Source organism: Citrobacter sp. MGH104, from assembly GCF_001034485.1.
GTDB classification, from domain to species: Bacteria; Pseudomonadota; Gammaproteobacteria; order Enterobacterales; family Enterobacteriaceae; genus Citrobacter; species Citrobacter freundii.
This window is the reverse complement of the sequence record NZ_KQ089818.1, coordinates 2,014,717-2,030,295: the sequence shown is the minus strand read 5'-3', so window position 1 is coordinate 2,030,295 and position 15,579 is coordinate 2,014,717. Positions and strand designations below refer to the sequence as shown.

Annotated in this window: 21 protein-coding genes and 1 rRNA gene; 16 read left to right on the top strand and 6 right to left on the bottom strand. The window is 50.3% G+C overall.

Translation table 11 applies throughout. From position 1 onward, the window contains the following. The first annotated feature begins 9 nt into the window (after positions 1-9). From rpmJ to arfA, 9 genes are all read left to right on the top strand, one after another. Complete coding sequence (rpmJ, locus tag SK34_RS09500; RefSeq protein ID WP_000868187.1) at positions 10-126, top strand: 50S ribosomal protein L36; 117 nt, start codon at positions 10-12, stop codon at positions 124-126. A 146-nt stretch (positions 127-272) separates the two neighbouring features. Beyond that, on the top strand, positions 273-629 hold the full coding sequence (rpsM, locus tag SK34_RS09495) for a 30S ribosomal protein S13 (RefSeq protein ID WP_003031135.1): 357 nt from the start codon (positions 273-275) through the stop codon (positions 627-629). 16 nt (positions 630-645) lie between these two features. Beyond that, on the top strand, positions 646-1,035 hold the full coding sequence (rpsK, locus tag SK34_RS09490; protein ID WP_003031137.1) for a 30S ribosomal protein S11: 390 nt from the start codon (positions 646-648) through the stop codon (positions 1,033-1,035). Positions 1,036-1,068: 33 nt separating this feature from the next. Next, the gene (rpsD, locus tag SK34_RS09485; RefSeq protein ID WP_003031138.1) at positions 1,069-1,689 is read left to right on the top strand and encodes a 30S ribosomal protein S4; all 621 of its coding nucleotides are present in this window, start codon (positions 1,069-1,071) and stop codon (positions 1,687-1,689) included. Between the two features lie 25 nt (positions 1,690-1,714). Then, the gene (locus SK34_RS09480; protein WP_003031139.1) at positions 1,715-2,704 is read left to right on the top strand and encodes a DNA-directed RNA polymerase subunit alpha; all 990 of its coding nucleotides are present in this window, start codon (positions 1,715-1,717) and stop codon (positions 2,702-2,704) included. A 40-nt stretch (positions 2,705-2,744) separates the two neighbouring features. Next, a complete protein-coding gene (gene rplQ, locus SK34_RS09475; RefSeq protein ID WP_001216370.1) occupies positions 2,745-3,128 on the top strand; it encodes a 50S ribosomal protein L17 in 384 nt (127 codons plus the stop codon). A 107-nt stretch (positions 3,129-3,235) separates the two neighbouring features. Further along, complete coding sequence (locus SK34_RS09470; protein ID WP_048232906.1) at positions 3,236-3,604, top strand: DnaJ family domain-containing protein; 369 nt, start codon at positions 3,236-3,238, stop codon at positions 3,602-3,604. Between the two features lie 10 nt (positions 3,605-3,614). Next, on the top strand, positions 3,615-4,040 hold the full coding sequence (zntR, locus tag SK34_RS09465; RefSeq protein ID WP_003845234.1) for a Zn(2+)-responsive transcriptional regulator: 426 nt from the start codon (positions 3,615-3,617) through the stop codon (positions 4,038-4,040). A 57-nt stretch (positions 4,041-4,097) separates the two neighbouring features. Beyond that, positions 4,098-4,316 carry an alternative ribosome-rescue factor ArfA gene (gene arfA / locus SK34_RS09460; protein ID WP_003828276.1) on the top strand — a complete coding sequence of 73 codons (219 nt, stop codon included), beginning with the start codon at positions 4,098-4,100 and terminating at the stop codon, positions 4,314-4,316. Here arfA and mscL read toward each other — a convergent pair. From mscL to def, 5 genes are all read right to left on the bottom strand, one after another. Continuing rightward, the gene (mscL, locus tag SK34_RS09455; RefSeq protein ID WP_003842149.1) at positions 4,313-4,726 is read right to left on the bottom strand and encodes a large-conductance mechanosensitive channel protein MscL; all 414 of its coding nucleotides are present in this window, start codon (positions 4,724-4,726) and stop codon (positions 4,313-4,315) included. The two genes, arfA and mscL, sit on opposite strands and share 4 nt — an antisense overlap. 141 nt (positions 4,727-4,867) lie before the next feature. Continuing rightward, positions 4,868-6,244, bottom strand: a complete 1,377-nt coding sequence (trkA, locus tag SK34_RS09450) for a Trk system potassium transporter TrkA (protein ID WP_003031153.1) — start codon at positions 6,242-6,244, stop codon at positions 4,868-4,870. Between the two features lie 21 nt (positions 6,245-6,265). Continuing rightward, on the bottom strand, positions 6,266-7,555 hold the full coding sequence (rsmB, locus tag SK34_RS09445) for a 16S rRNA (cytosine(967)-C(5))-methyltransferase RsmB (protein WP_048233788.1): 1,290 nt from the start codon (positions 7,553-7,555) through the stop codon (positions 6,266-6,268). A 51-nt stretch (positions 7,556-7,606) separates the two neighbouring features. After that, complete coding sequence (fmt, locus tag SK34_RS09440) at positions 7,607-8,554, bottom strand: methionyl-tRNA formyltransferase (RefSeq protein ID WP_003845229.1); 948 nt, start codon at positions 8,552-8,554, stop codon at positions 7,607-7,609. Positions 8,555-8,568: 14 nt separating this feature from the next. Beyond that, complete coding sequence (gene def, locus SK34_RS09435) at positions 8,569-9,078, bottom strand: peptide deformylase (protein ID WP_048232904.1); 510 nt, start codon at positions 9,076-9,078, stop codon at positions 8,569-8,571. A gap of 129 nt (positions 9,079-9,207) precedes the next feature. Between def and dprA the strand changes: the two genes are divergently transcribed. The 6 genes from dprA to SK34_RS09405 are packed head-to-tail and all read left to right on the top strand — an operon-like array spanning position 9,208 to position 13,000. Then, on the top strand, positions 9,208-10,332 hold the full coding sequence (dprA, locus tag SK34_RS09430; protein WP_003842154.1) for a DNA-protecting protein DprA: 1,125 nt from the start codon (positions 9,208-9,210) through the stop codon (positions 10,330-10,332). Beyond that, positions 10,304-10,777 carry a DUF494 family protein Smg gene (gene smg / locus SK34_RS09425; protein ID WP_003031162.1) on the top strand — a complete coding sequence of 158 codons (474 nt, stop codon included), beginning with the start codon at positions 10,304-10,306 and terminating at the stop codon, positions 10,775-10,777. Before dprA ends, smg begins: the two co-directional genes overlap by 29 nt. A 26-nt stretch (positions 10,778-10,803) precedes the next feature. Then, on the top strand, positions 10,804-11,346 hold the full coding sequence (locus SK34_RS09420) for a DNA topoisomerase family protein (RefSeq protein ID WP_003842156.1): 543 nt from the start codon (positions 10,804-10,806) through the stop codon (positions 11,344-11,346). A gap of 4 nt (positions 11,347-11,350) precedes the next feature. Then, complete coding sequence (tsaC, locus tag SK34_RS09415; RefSeq protein ID WP_048232902.1) at positions 11,351-11,923, top strand: L-threonylcarbamoyladenylate synthase type 1 TsaC; 573 nt, start codon at positions 11,351-11,353, stop codon at positions 11,921-11,923. Position 11,924: 1 nt separating this feature from the next. Next, positions 11,925-12,746 (top strand): shikimate dehydrogenase, encoded by an 822-nt coding sequence (aroE, locus tag SK34_RS09410; protein ID WP_003842160.1) that lies wholly within the window; start codon positions 11,925-11,927, stop codon positions 12,744-12,746. Further along, positions 12,743-13,000 carry a DUF1488 family protein gene (locus tag SK34_RS09405; protein ID WP_048232900.1) on the top strand — a complete coding sequence of 86 codons (258 nt, stop codon included), beginning with the start codon at positions 12,743-12,745 and terminating at the stop codon, positions 12,998-13,000. Before aroE ends, SK34_RS09405 begins: the two co-directional genes overlap by 4 nt. Here the strand turns inward: SK34_RS09405 and SK34_RS09400 are convergent. Continuing rightward, positions 12,976-13,530 carry a gamma carbonic anhydrase family protein gene (locus SK34_RS09400; protein ID WP_003031171.1) on the bottom strand — a complete coding sequence of 185 codons (555 nt, stop codon included), beginning with the start codon at positions 13,528-13,530 and terminating at the stop codon, positions 12,976-12,978. The two genes, SK34_RS09405 and SK34_RS09400, sit on opposite strands and share 25 nt — an antisense overlap. A 471-nt stretch (positions 13,531-14,001) precedes the next feature. On the opposite strand from SK34_RS09400, the gene SK34_RS09385 reads away from it, so the two are divergent. Then, a 16S ribosomal RNA gene (locus SK34_RS09385) occupies positions 14,002-15,543 on the top strand. Positions 15,544-15,579 lie beyond the last annotated feature (36 nt).

The window sequence follows — 15,579 nt, the reverse complement described above, 5'->3', positions numbered from 1 at the left end:
AGAGTAAAAATGAAAGTTCGTGCTTCCGTCAAGAAATTATGCCGTAACTGCAAAATCGTTAAGCGTGATGGTGTCATCCGTGTGATTTGCAGTGCCGAGCCGAAGCATAAACAGCGCCAAGGCTGATTTATTCGCATATTTTTCTTGCAAAGTTGGGTTGAGCTGGCTAGATTAGCCAGCCAATCTTTTGTATGTCTGTGCGTTTCCATTTGAGTATCCTGAAAACGGGCTTTTCAGCATGGTGCGTACATATTAAATAGTAGGAGTGCATAGTGGCCCGTATAGCAGGCATTAACATTCCTGATCAGAAACATGCTGTGATCGCATTAACTTCGATCTACGGCGTCGGCAAGACCCGTTCTAAAGCCATTCTGGCTGCCGCGGGTATCGCTGAAGATGTTAAGATCAGTGAGCTGTCTGAAGAACAAATCGACACGCTGCGTGACGAAGTTGCCAAATTTGTCGTTGAAGGTGATCTGCGCCGTGAAGTTAGCATGAGCATCAAGCGCCTTATGGACCTTGGTTGCTATCGCGGTTTGCGTCATCGTCGTGGTCTCCCGGTTCGCGGTCAGCGTACCAAGACCAACGCACGTACCCGTAAGGGTCCGCGCAAACCGATCAAGAAATAATCGGGGTGATTGAATAATGGCAAAGGCACCAATTCGTGCACGTAAACGTGTAAGAAAACAAGTCTCTGACGGCGTGGCTCATATCCATGCTTCTTTTAACAACACCATCGTTACCATTACTGATCGTCAGGGTAACGCACTGGGTTGGGCAACAGCCGGTGGTTCCGGTTTCCGTGGTTCTCGCAAATCCACTCCGTTTGCAGCTCAGGTTGCAGCAGAGCGTTGCGCTGAAGCCGTAAAAGAATACGGTATCAAGAATCTGGAAGTTATGGTCAAAGGACCGGGTCCAGGTCGCGAATCTACTGTTCGTGCTCTGAACGCCGCTGGTTTCCGCATCACTAATATTACTGATGTGACTCCGATCCCTCATAACGGTTGTCGTCCGCCGAAAAAACGTCGCGTATAACGCTGTCGTTTCTAGGATTGTTGGAGAAAGAAAATGGCAAGATATTTGGGTCCTAAGCTCAAGCTGAGCCGTCGTGAGGGCACTGACTTATTCCTTAAGTCTGGCGTTCGCGCGATCGATACCAAGTGTAAAATTGAACAAGCTCCTGGCCAGCACGGTGCGCGTAAACCGCGTCTGTCTGACTATGGTGTGCAGTTGCGTGAAAAGCAAAAAGTTCGCCGTATCTACGGTGTGCTGGAGCGTCAGTTCCGTAACTACTACAAAGAAGCAGCACGTCTGAAAGGCAACACCGGTGAAAACCTGTTGGGTCTGCTGGAAGGTCGTCTGGACAACGTTGTATACCGTATGGGCTTCGGTGCCACTCGTGCAGAAGCACGTCAGCTGGTCAGCCATAAAGCAATTATGGTAAACGGTCGTGTTGTTAACATCGCTTCTTATCAGGTTAGTCCGAATGACGTTGTTAGCATTCGTGAGAAAGCGAAGAAGCAGTCTCGCGTGAAAGCCGCTCTGGAGCTGGCTGAGCAGCGTGAAAAGCCAACCTGGCTGGAAGTTGATGCTGGCAAGATGGAAGGTACGTTCAAGCGTAAGCCGGAGCGTTCTGATCTGTCTGCGGACATTAACGAACACCTGATCGTCGAGCTTTACTCCAAGTAAAGCTTAGTACCAAAGAGAGGACACAATGCAGGGTTCTGTGACAGAGTTTCTAAAACCGCGCCTGGTAGATATCGAGCAAGTGAGTTCGACGCACGCCAAGGTGACCCTTGAGCCTTTAGAGCGTGGCTTTGGCCATACTTTGGGTAACGCACTGCGCCGTATTCTGCTCTCATCGATGCCGGGTTGCGCGGTGACCGAGGTTGAGATTGATGGTGTACTACATGAGTACAGCACCAAAGAAGGCGTTCAGGAAGATATCCTGGAAATCCTGCTCAACCTGAAAGGGCTGGCGGTGAGAGTTCAGGGTAAAGATGATGTTATTCTTACCTTGAATAAATCTGGCATTGGCCCTGTGACTGCAGCCGACATTACCCATGATGGTGATGTCGAAATCGTCAAGCCACAGCACGTGATCTGCCACCTGACCGATGAGAATGCATCTATTAGCATGCGTATCAAAGTTCAGCGCGGTCGTGGTTATGTGCCGGCTTCTACCCGAATTCATTCGGAAGAAGATGAGCGCCCAATCGGCCGTCTGCTGGTCGACGCATGCTACAGCCCTGTAGAGCGTATTGCCTACAATGTTGAAGCAGCGCGTGTAGAACAGCGTACCGACCTGGACAAGCTGGTCATCGAAATGGAAACCAACGGCACAATCGATCCTGAAGAGGCGATTCGTCGTGCGGCTACCATTCTGGCTGAACAACTGGAAGCTTTCGTTGATTTACGTGATGTACGTCAGCCGGAAGTTAAAGAAGAGAAACCAGAATTCGATCCGATCCTGCTGCGCCCTGTTGACGATCTGGAATTGACTGTCCGCTCTGCTAACTGCCTCAAAGCAGAAGCTATCCACTATATCGGTGATCTGGTACAGCGTACTGAGGTTGAGCTTCTTAAGACGCCTAACCTTGGTAAAAAATCTCTTACCGAGATTAAAGACGTGCTGGCTTCCCGTGGACTGTCTCTGGGCATGCGCCTGGAAAACTGGCCACCGGCAAGCATCGCTGACGAGTAACCGGATCACAGGTTAAGGTTTTACTGAGAAGGATAAGGTCATGCGCCATCGTAAGAGTGGTCGTCAACTGAACCGCAACAGCAGCCATCGCCAGGCTATGTTCCGCAATATGGCAGGTTCACTGGTTCGTCATGAAATCATCAAGACGACTCTGCCGAAAGCGAAAGAGCTGCGTCGCGTAGTTGAGCCGCTGATTACTCTTGCCAAGACTGATAGCGTAGCTAATCGTCGTCTGGCATTCGCCCGTACTCGTGATAACGAGATCGTGGCAAAACTGTTTAACGAACTGGGCCCGCGTTTCGCGAGCCGCGCCGGTGGTTACACTCGCATTCTGAAGTGTGGTTTCCGTGCAGGCGACAACGCGCCGATGGCATACATCGAGCTGGTTGATCGTTCAGAGAAAACAGAAGCTGCTGCAGAGTAATCTGTAGTAACGTAAAAAAACCCGCTTCGGCGGGTTTTTTTATATCCGTCATATCCCCACTTATCTACAATATCTGTACTCTTTTTGTTCATCCCCTGGAGTGTTGTATGTGGTTACTGGACCAGTGGGCAGAGCGCCATATCATTGATGCACAATCTAAAGGTGAGTTTGATGATTTACCGGGAACGGGTAAACCGCTGACTCTTGACGATGACTCCCATGTCCCGACTGAACTCCGAGCTGGATACCGTTTATTAAAAAATGCAGGTTGCCTTCCTCCTGAGCTCGAGCAACGCAGAGAAGCAATACAGCTGCTTGAAATACTCGCGGGGATCCGCAAAGATGATCCAAGTTATCCGGAGGTGAGCCGAAGACTGTCGCTGCTGGAACTTAGACTTCGGCAGGCTGGACTCAGTACCGAGTTTTTGCGCGGTGACTACGCAGATAAGCTGCTAAAAAAGATCAACGATGAATAGCGGAGAGAGCATGTACCGAATTGGTGAAATAGCGAAACTGGCTGACGTGACGCCAGATACTATCCGCTACTATGAAAAGCAGCAGATGATGGAGCATGAAGTGCGTACTGAAGGCGGATTTCGCCTCTATACAGAAAGCGATCTTCAGCGCCTGAAGTTTATTCGTTATGCCCGCCAGCTTGGTTTCACTCTGGAGTCGATCCGCGAATTGCTTTCGATCCGTGTTGATCCCGAACACCATACCTGTCAGGAATCAAAAGGGATCGTCCAGGAAAGACTGCAAGAAGTCGAAGCACGTATTGCCGAACTTCAGACGATGCAGCGGTCTCTGCAGCGATTGAATGATGCATGCTGCGGCAAGTCACACAGCAGCGTGTACTGCTCTATTCTTGAAGCTCTTGAGCAAGGCGCCAGTGGAACAACATCAGGCTGTTGATTTCTTGAACTGCCGGGTCTACACTCCCGGCTTAAATTACCTCAAACTGGAGATATTATGAGTCGTTATCAGCACACCAAAGGGCAGATAAAGGACAACGCCATTGAGGCGCTCCTGCATGACCCACTGTTCAGACAGCGCGTTGAGAAAAATAAGAAAGGGAAAGGAAGTTATCTACGTAAAGGCAAACATGGCAATCGGGGTAACTGGGAGGCCAGTGGCAAGAAAGTAATTAACTTTTTTACCACTGGCCTTCTTGTTTCAGTGAGTGCTTAAGAGCGGTTATTCTGTTCTTTCAGCAGGTCACGAATTTCACTCAGTAATACTTCTTCTTTCGATGGCGCTGGCGGTGCTGCCGGCTCCTCCGCTTTTTTACGGTTCAGTTTGTTGATCAGTTTGATTGCCATAAAGATAGCAAACGCAACAATAACGAAATCGAAGACATTCTGAATAAATACACCGTAATGCATGACCACGGCAGGGATGTCTCCCTGTGCATCACGTAGTGTTAAAGCAAACTGTTTAAAATCAATTCCACCAATTAACAACCCCAGTGGCGGCATGATGATATCGGCAACCAGTGATGAAACAATCTTACCGAATGCCGCACCAATAATGACACCCACTGCCAAATCGACAACATTCCCGCGCATCGCGAATTCGCGAAACTCTTTAATAATGCTCATTTTATTCTCCCTATGCAGCTGACGTTTATAAGTTTAACAAATGTTTAGGCAATTTCCATTTATGTATTGCCGAAAGGAAAATTTATTAGACCATGAAATATAAAGGGAAATAAAAAGGGCGCTGTATTAGCACCCTTTTTATTACAGGAAGAAAGGACTTGGCTGGAATAGTCGCTCGACGTCGGTAATAAACTTTTTATCTGTCAGGAACATAATTACGTGATCGCCCTGCTCAATGCGCAGGTTATCGTTGGCAATCATCACATCGTTACCACGCACAACGGCGCCAATAATGGTTCCAGGGGGAAGTTTAATTTCATCAATTGAGCGTCCCACCACCCGAGATGTTGTTTCATCCCCGTGTGCGACGGCTTCAATGGCTTCCGCGACGCCACGGCGTAGTGAAGAAACGCCGACAATGTCAGCTTTACGTACGTGACTGAGCAACGCGGAGATGGTCGCCTGCTGCGGTGAAATAGCAATATCGATCACGCTACCTTGCACCAGATCGACGTATGCTCTGCGTTGGATTAACACCATCACTTTCTTGGCACCCATCCGTTTGGCAAGCATCGCCGACATGATATTCGCTTCATCATCGTTGGTCACTGCGATGAACAGATCTACCTGATCGATATGTTCTTCGGCCAGCAACTCTTGATCCGAAGCATCACCAAAAAAGACGATCGTATTTTGCAGTTTCTCTGCAAGTTCGGATGCTCGCTGTTGATTACGTTCGATCAGTTTGACGCTGTAATCTTTTTCCAGACGACGAGCAAGACCCGCTCCGATATTACCGCCGCCTACTAACATAATGCGTTTGTACGGTTTTTCCAGACGTTGCAGTTCACTCATTACGGCGCGAATATGCTGTGATGCCGCAATAAAGAAGACTTCATCACCCGCTTCAACGATCGTAGAACCTTGTGGACGGATTGGTCGATCATGACGGAAAATCGCCGCAACACGGGTATCGATGTGCGGCATATGTTCACGCATTGTTGACAGCGCATTACCGATAAGCGGCCCGCCGTAATAGGCTTTTACTACTGCCAGACTGACTTTACCTTCGGCAAAATTGACCACCTGCAATGCACCCGGATATTCAATCAGTCGATAAATGCTATCGATAACCAGTTGCTCCGGTGCAATCAGGTGATCGATAGGTACCGCATCGGATTGGAATAGCTTGTCCGCATCACGAACATAATCCGGTGAACGAATACGGGCGATGCGATTAGGCGTATTAAACAGTGAATAAGCTACCTGGCAGGCAACCATATTTGTTTCATCTGAGCTGGTTACGGCAACCAGCATATCGGCATCGTCGGCCCCAGCTTCACGCAGTACGCGAGGATGTGAACCGTGCCCTTGCACGACGCGGAGATCAAACTTGTCCTGCAGGCTGCGCAGGCGTTCACCATTGGTATCGACTACCGTGATATCGTTGTTCTCTCCGACCAGGTTTTCAGCCAGCGTACCGCCAACTTGCCCTGCGCCCAGAATGATAATTTTCATCAGTCGCGACCCGTTATCCCATCACTTTTTGATTAGCTTAGCGTAAAAGAAGCCATCGCCATCTTCCGCACCCGGTAAATTCTGACGTCCGGGTTTTTCCGGCGTACCGGTTTCGCTTAATACCGCATCCGGCGTGCGTGCCAGGAAGGCGGTAATTTGCTGCTGGTTTTCTTCTGGCAGGATAGAGCACGTTGCATAAACCAGCGTGCCGCCAGGTTTAAGATGTAACCAGGTTGCATTCAGGATCTCGGCCTGCAGCTGCGCAAGTTCGGCAATATCCCGGTCGCGACGCAGCCATTTGATGTCTGGATGGCGACGAATAACGCCGGTGGCAGAACACGGAGCATCCAGCAAAATACGGTCAAACTGTTGTTCGCCACACCATTGTTGTGGATATCGACCATCACCCTGTTTTACGGTTGCCTTCATGCCCAGACGTTTCAGATTGTCGTAAACGCGCGATAAGCGTTTTTCATCCACATCGACGGCCATGACGTTAGCTTGCGGAGCAACTTCCAGAATGTGCGTCGTTTTACCGCCCGGCGCGCAGCACAGGTCGAGGATCTGTTCACCGTTCTCCGGCAACAGATAAGTTACACATCCTTGAGCTGAAGCATCCTGGACGGTTACCCAGCCTTCATCAAAGCCTGGGAGGGCGTGTACAGGAGCCGGCGTTTCCAGACGCACTGCATCCGGATAATCCGGATGTGGGAAGCCGGTTAATCCTGCTTCGCTAAGCAGGTCCAGCCAGGCGTCGCGCGTATGGTGATTACGATTGACGCGTAGCCACATCGGCGGTCGCTGGTTATTGGCTTCAAGAATAGCTTCCCACTGCTGCGGATACGTACTTTTAATACGTTTCACCAGCCAGGAGGGGTGTAAGAAGCGCAAATCGCTTTGCGCAAACTCGGCCAGCAGTTCATCCTGACGGCGTTGAAACTGGCGCAACACGCCGTTGATCAGCCCTTTCAGTTGCGGACGCTTAATGGCAACCGCACCTTCTACTGTCTCAGCCAGCGCGGCGTGTGCTGGAATACGAGTATGCAGAAGTTGGTAGAAGCCCACCATGATCAGGTAGTGAACGGTGCGTTGTTTGCCCGTCATTGGACGTTCCATGAGTTGCTGGATCATCCATTCCAGTTGAGAGAGTGTACGCAATACGCCGAAGCAAAGTTCCTGCAACAGCGCTTTGTCTTTATCTGCAACTTTTTGCTGCATGGCGGGCAGCACGTTGCTTAATGACTGTCCTTTTTCGACAACCTGTTCGACGGCTTGGGCCGCCATACTGCGTAAATTAAGATGTTTTTTCATAAGCGCAAAAATAAAAATGCCCGGAAACACCGGGCTTAAAGAGATGAACCGTCAGACCAGACGGTTACCGGGTACAAACCATTCCCGGCGTGAATTAAGCAGATCCTGCGCGCTCATGGCTTTTTTACCGGCAGGCTGCAAAGAGACGAGATTCAGGATGCCGTCACCCGTGGCGACCTGAATACCCTGCTTTGTTGCCTCCAGAATGGTGCCTGGCGCAGCCTGGGTGTTTTCCGCAATAACCGAAGCTTGCCAGACTTTAACTGGTTGACCGTCGATTTCAAGCCAGCTCATTGGCCATGGGTTAAAGGCGCGGATGCAGCGTTCCAATTGAACAGCTGAAAGCGACCAGTCGATACGGGCCTCTTCTTTGCTGAGTTTTTCTGCATGCGTAACCAGTGATTCATCTTGTACCACCGGGTTTATTGTGCCGGCAGCCAGCTGTTTTAGCGTTTCAATCAGCCCCTGCGGCCCCAAATCTGCCAGCTTATCGTATAACGAACCGCTGGTATCTTCTGCCGTAATCGGGCAAGACAGCTTAAGCAGCATATCTCCGGTGTCGAGGCCAACATCCATCTGCATGATGGTTACACCTGTTTCGGTGTCACCTGCCCACAGTGAGCGCTGGATCGGTGCTGCACCACGCCAGCGTGGAAGCAGGGAGCCGTGAACGTTGATACAACCCAGACGCGGCATTTCCAGTACGGCTTTTGGCAGAATCAGGCCATATGCCACCACCACCATCACGTCTGCGCGTAAATCAGCAACCAGCTGCTGGTTTTCCTGAGGGCGAAGAGAGACAGGTTGGAAAACCGGTATCCCTTTTTCTTCCGCCAGCACTTTGACCGGGCTGGGCATCAGCTTTTTACCGCGTCCCGCCGGGCGGTCCGGTTGGGTAAACACGCCAACGACGTTGTGTCCAGAAGACAACAGCGCGTCGAGATGACGCGCTGCAAAGTCAGGTGTACCCGCAAAAATAATACGTAGTGAGTCTGACACGTTGATTCTTGTCCTTAAGCTCGGGCGTTCAGGCGGTCGAGTTTTTCAACTTTCTGACGAATACGTTGTTGCTTCAACGGAGACAGATAATCGATAAACAGTTTACCGACCAGGTGATCCATTTCATGTTGAATGCAGATAGCCAGTAGGCCATCGGCTTCCAGTTCAAAAAATTTACCGTTGCGATCGAGCGCACGAATTTTTACTTTCTCTGCGCGTGGTACTAACGCACGCTGTTCAGGAATCGACAGACAGCCTTCTTCAATGCCGGTTTCGCCGTCTTTTTCCAGCAGCTCTGGGTTAATGAGTACCAACTGCTCGTCGCGGTTTTCAGAGACATCAATAACGATGATGCGCTGATGAATATCGACCTGTGTTGCTGCCAGGCCGATACCTTCTTCGGCATACATCGTTTCGAACATATCATCAACGATGCGCTGAATTTCTGCATTCACTTCTTCGACCGGTTTTGCGACTTTGCGAAGGCGCTCGTCCGGAATATGTAACACTTGCAAAACTGACATAGTTATCCAGAGTTGTGTTCAGGAGTTGAAAAGATTATTACCTCTATTCTAGACAAAACCCCCTCTGATTGACAGCATCAGTGACCAATCGCAAAGATTGCCAGGACTGCTTGTGGCAGGGGGACAAGGATGACCCAAATCGAAATTTGGCTACGTTTAGCGCAAGTGAATGAACTGTATGGTGATGAGATGGTGCGCATTGCCCACTGGCTCAATACTCAACCGTCGATTAGCAACGCGGTACTCCTGCAGGCAGGATTCTCTCCCCGCCAGGCAAGGCGCTTTTTAACCTTTTCGGATCTGACGCTGGAAAAAACGTTGCGTTGGCTTGAACAGCCTAACCATCATTTTGTGGTTGCCGACAGCGAGCATTACCCGCCACAGCTCCGTGCGATTGAGGATTATCCTGGGGTGCTTTTTGTCGCAGGAAATCCCGCATGTCTTCGCTCGTTCCAGGTGGCCGTTGTCGGCAGCAGACAGCACTCCTGGTATGGCGAACGGTGGGGGCGATTGTTTTGTGAAAAGCTTGCAGCATGTGGTGTGACGATCACCAGCGGTCTGGCCCGGGGAATTGATGGCGTGGCACACAGTGCTGCGATAAACCGACAAGGCACAAGTATTGCGGTGCTGGGAAATGGACTTGAGACCATTCACCCACGACAGCATATCCGTCTTGCTCAGCGACTGATTGAGGCAGGTGGTGCACTGGTGTCTGAGTTCCCATTAGATACGCTCCCTTTGCCACGCAATTTTCCCCGACGAAATCGCATTATCAGTGGTCTAAGTAAAGGTGTACTGGTCGTCGAAGCTGCACAGCGTAGCGGGTCACTGGTTACTGCTCGCTGTGCACTGGAACAAGGGCGGGAGGTGTTTGCTTTGCCGGGGCCGATTGGGAGCCCGGGAAGTGAAGGCCCGCATTGGCTAATTCAGCAGGGAGCCATGCTTGTGACGACACCAGAGGAAATTCTTGAAAATTTGCAATATGGGCTGCAATGGTTGCCAGATGAACCTGAAAAATCAATTTATTCGCCAGATCACGAAGAGGTGGCATTGCCATTTCCGGAGCTCCTGGCTAACGTAGGAGATGAGGTAACACCTGTTGACGTCGTCGCTGAACGTGCCGGCCAACCTGTGCCAGAGGTAGTGGCTCAACTGCTCGAACTGGAGTTAGCAGGGTGGATCGCAGCTGTACCCGGCGGCTATGTCCGATTGAGGAGGGCATGCCATGTTCGACGTACTAATGTATTTGTTTGAGACATATATCCATAACGAAGCTGAGCTGCGTGTGGATCAGGACAAACTGGAACGGGATCTTACCGACGCTGGTTTTGATCGTGAAGACATTTACAACGCGTTACTTTGGCTGGAAAAGCTTGCTGACTATCAGGATGGCCTTGCTGAACCTATGCAACTGGCATCTGACCCTCTTTCTATACGTATTTATACTGCGGAAGAGTGCGATCGACTGGATGCAAGCTGTAGAGGATTCCTGCTATTCCTGGAGCAGATTCAGGTGCTAAACCTCGAAACGCGAGAAATGGTCATTGAGCGTGTACTCGCGCTGGATACGGCAGAGTTCGATCTGGAAGACCTGAAGTGGGTAATCCTGATGGTGCTATTCAACATTCCAGGTTGTGAAAATGCCTATCAGCAAATGGAAGAATTACTCTTTGAAGTGAATGAAGGTATGCTGCATTAATCAATCTTCATTCAGTATGAGTTGTTATGGCTAAATCAGCACTGTTCACGGTGCGTAAAAATGAGCCCTGCCCACAATGCGGGGCTGAATTGGTTATTCGTTCCGGGAAACACGGTCCGTTTCTCGGTTGTTCACACTATCCAGAATGCGATTACATCCGTCCGCTGAAATCTTCCGCGGACGGACATATTGTCAAAGTTCTGGAGGGTAAGCTTTGTCCTGCATGTGGCGCTGAGCTGGTGCTGAGACAGGGACGATTCGGTATGTTCATTGGATGCAGTGACTATCCTGCGTGCGATCACACCGAGCTCATCGATAAGCCTGATGAAACAGCAATAGTCTGTCCTCAATGCCAGACTGGTCATCTTGTCCAGCGGCGTTCCCGTTATGGCAAAACCTTCTACTCCTGCGATCGCTATCCGGAGTGCCAGTTTGTCATTAACTTCAAACCGTTATCCGGAGAATGTCCTGAGTGTCATTATCCGCTTCTCATCGAAAAGAAAACCGCACAGGGTGTGAAGCATTTCTGTGCCAGTAAACAATGTGGAAAGCCGATTTCGGCGGAATAAAAAAGTGAATAATAACCTGCCCACAGACGCTATCGCTGCGGCGATAGCGGTTCTGAAACAAGAAAAAGTCATCGCCTATCCAACTGAAGCTGTTTTCGGTGTCGGTTGCGATCCCGACAGCGAAACGGCTGTTACCCGTCTGTTAGAGTTAAAACAACGCCCAGTCGATAAAGGTTTAATTTTGATTGCGGCAAGCTTTGACCAGCTTAAACCCTATATCGACGATAGCATGCTCACCGAGGCCCAACGTGAGGCTGTGTTCGCCCGCTGGCCTGGGCCTGTTACTTTCGTTTTCCCGGCGCCCGCGACTACGCCTCGTTGGTTGACCGGTCGTTTTGACTCGCTGGCCGTGCGTGTCACCGATCATCCGCTGGTGGTTGCATTGTGCCAGGCTTATGGCAAACCATTAGTCTCTACCAGTGCTAATCTGAGTGGCTTACCGCCTTGCAGAACGGTTGAGGAAGTCCGTGCGCAGTTTGGTACAGACTTTCCTGTGGTTGAGGGGGAGACCGCAGGCCGTTTGAATCCTTCGGAGATCCGTGATGCTCTGACGGGTGAACAGTTTCGACAGGGGTAATATGAAAGAAGCCTATGCTGTTTTTGGTAATCCGATAGCGCACAGTAAATCGCCCTTTATTCATCAGCAATTTGCAGAGCAGTTGAAGATTGATCATTCCTATGGGCGTGTACTGGCGCCCATCAATGATTTTGTGAATACACTGAACGCTTTTTTTGCTGAGGGCGGGAAGGGGGCAAATGTCACTGTGCCTTTTAAAGAAGAGGCGTTTGCACGTGCTGATGAACTAACGGAGCGGGCATCGCTTGCTGGAGCGGTCAACACCCTTAAACGGCTGGAGGATGGGCGTTTACTGGGAGACAACACGGATGGTATCGGCTTATTAAGCGATCTTGAGCGTTTATCTTTCATTCATCCCGGATCGCGAGTTCTGCTGATTGGTGCGGGTGGTGCATCCCGTGGAGTTTTATTACCTCTTCTTTCTATGGATTGTGCGGTGACTATTGTTAACCGTACCGCTTCGCGTGCTGAAGAACTGGCACAAATCTTCTCCCACACCGGTAGCGTGCAGGCGGTGGGAATGGACGATCTTGAAAATTGCAGTTTTGATTTGATCATCAATGCCACATCCAGCGGAATGAGCGGTGAGATACCAGCTATTCCAGCATCTCTTATCCACCCTTCGGTCTATTGTTATGACATGTTTTATCAGAAAGGGAACACACCGTTTCTTTCCTGGTGTGTTTCGCATGGGGCGAAACATTATGCCGATGGCCTGGGGATGCTGGTGGGGCAGGCTGCGCATGCAGTTTTACTTTGGCATGGCGTTTTGCCACAGGTGGAGCCTGTCATAAAAAGCATGCAACAGGAATTGTCGGCATGAATCAGGCGATCCAGTTTCCCGATCGGGAAGAATGGTGCGCGGATGTTTACGCCGTTGTGTTTCCAGCGATGGTTCATGGTATGCAGTTAACATGTGCCATATCTGGAGAGATTATGGCGTCCCGCTTTGGCGGCGACACGCCTGAGCAGTGGTTGGAAATATTTCAACAGCATCGCTGGGATCTGGAAGAAGAAGCTGAAGCATTGATCCAGGCCCAGCAGGAAGATGCTCAAGGTTGGGTGTGGTTACTCTGACTTAAATACTCGTCTTTCCACTTAACATAGTTGTTAGCTGAATATTGTAAGCCTGCTTTCTCTTCATCGCTTAATGGACGGATTTGCTTAACCGGGCTTCCCAGGTACAGATATCCGCTTTCCAGGCGCTTGTTTTGTGGAACCAGGCTACCAGCCCCAATCATAACGTCGTCTTCTACGACTACGCCATCCAGCAGAATCGATCCCATGCCGACTAATACACGGTTGCCAATGATACAGCCGTGTAGCATGACTTTATGACCAACCGTAACGTCCTCACCCACGATCAGTGGATTACCCTGCGGATTAGACGTGGATTTGTGCGTGACATGGAGAACGCTGCCGTCCTGGATGTTTGTACGGGCACCAATTTGTACATAGTTAACGTCGCCACGAATGGCAACCAGTGGCCAAATTCCGACATCATCAGCTAAACGAGCATCACCAATGACGACACTACTGGTGTCGATCATCACGCGATTTCCGATCTGTGGGAAAAGATCCTTATAAGGACGCAATACATCAGACATGTTTACCTCAACGAAAATAGAGCAGTAATGAAGACTTTGGTTGGATTATTGAGACTGTGCAAGTGGTTTAGCTATCAAAAATCAGTCAAATTGCGCAGGAATGTAGCGAAAGGAGTGAAAAACAAGCATTCAGAAAAAAAGATCCAAAAAATACTTGTGCTAAAAAATGGGATCCCTATAATGCGCCTCCATCGACACGGCGGATGTGAATCACTTCACGCAAACAGCCGGTTCGGTTGAAGAGAAAAACCTGAAAATGAGGGTTGACTCTGAAAGAGGAAAGCGTAATATACGCCACCTCGCGACAGAGCGCTAAAGCGCGTCGCAACTGCTCTTTAACAATTTATCAGACAATCTGTGTGGGCACTCGAAGATACGGATTCTTAACGTCGCAAGACGAAAAATGAATACCAAGTCTCTGAGTGAACATACGTAATTCATTACGAAGTTTAATTCACGAGCATCAAACTTAAATTGAAGAGTTTGATCATGGCTCAGATTGAACGCTGGCGGCAGGCCTAACACATGCAAGTCGAACGGTAGCACAGAGGAGCTTGCTCCTTGGGTGACGAGTGGCGGACGGGTGAGTAATGTCTGGGAAACTGCCCGATGGAGGGGGATAACTACTGGAAACGGTAGCTAATACCGCATAACGTCGCAAGACCAAAGAGGGGGACCTTCGGGCCTCTTGCCATCGGATGTGCCCAGATGGGATTAGCTAGTAGGTGGGGTAACGGCTCACCTAGGCGACGATCCCTAGCTGGTCTGAGAGGATGACCAGCCACACTGGAACTGAGACACGGTCCAGACTCCTACGGGAGGCAGCAGTGGGGAATATTGCACAATGGGCGCAAGCCTGATGCAGCCATGCCGCGTGTATGAAGAAGGCCTTCGGGTTGTAAAGTACTTTCAGCGAGGAGGAAGGCGTTGTGGTTAATAACCGCAACGATTGACGTTACTCGCAGAAGAAGCACCGGCTAACTCCGTGCCAGCAGCCGCGGTAATACGGAGGGTGCAAGCGTTAATCGGAATTACTGGGCGTAAAGCGCACGCAGGCGGTCTGTCAAGTCGGATGTGAAATCCCCGGGCTCAACCTGGGAACTGCATCCGAAACTGGCAGGCTAGAGTCTTGTAGAGGGGGGTAGAATTCCAGGTGTAGCGGTGAAATGCGTAGAGATCTGGAGGAATACCGGTGGCGAAGGCGGCCCCCTGGACAAAGACTGACGCTCAGGTGCGAAAGCGTGGGGAGCAAACAGGATTAGATACCCTGGTAGTCCACGCCGTAAACGATGTCGACTTGGAGGTTGTGCCCTTGAGGCGTGGCTTCCGGAGCTAACGCGTTAAGTCGACCGCCTGGGGAGTACGGCCGCAAGGTTAAAACTCAAATGAATTGACGGGGGCCCGCACAAGCGGTGGAGCATGTGGTTTAATTCGATGCAACGCGAAGAACCTTACCTACTCTTGACATCCAGAGAACTTAGCAGAGATGCTTTGGTGCCTTCGGGAACTCTGAGACAGGTGCTGCATGGCTGTCGTCAGCTCGTGTTGTGAAATGTTGGGTTAAGTCCCGCAACGAGCGCAACCCTTATCCTTTGTTGCCAGCGATTCGGTCGGGAACTCAAAGGAGACTGCCAGTGATAAACTGGAGGAAGGTGGGGATGACGTCAAGTCATCATGGCCCTTACGAGTAGGGCTACACACGTGCTACAATGGCATATACAAAGAGAAGCGACCTCGCGAGAGCAAGCGGACCTCATAAAGTATGTCGTAGTCCGGATTGGAGTCTGCAACTCGACTCCATGAAGTCGGAATCGCTAGTAATCGTGGATCAGAATGCCACGGTGAATACGTTCCCGGGCCTTGTACACACCGCCCGTCACACCATGGGAGTGGGTTGCAAAAGAAGTAGGTAGCTTAACCTTCGGGAGGGCGCTTACCACTTTGTGATTCATGACTGGGGTGAAGTCGTAACAAGGTAACCGTAGGGGAACCTGCGGTTGGATCACCTCCTTACCTTAAAGAAACGTTCTTTGTAGTGCTCACACAGAT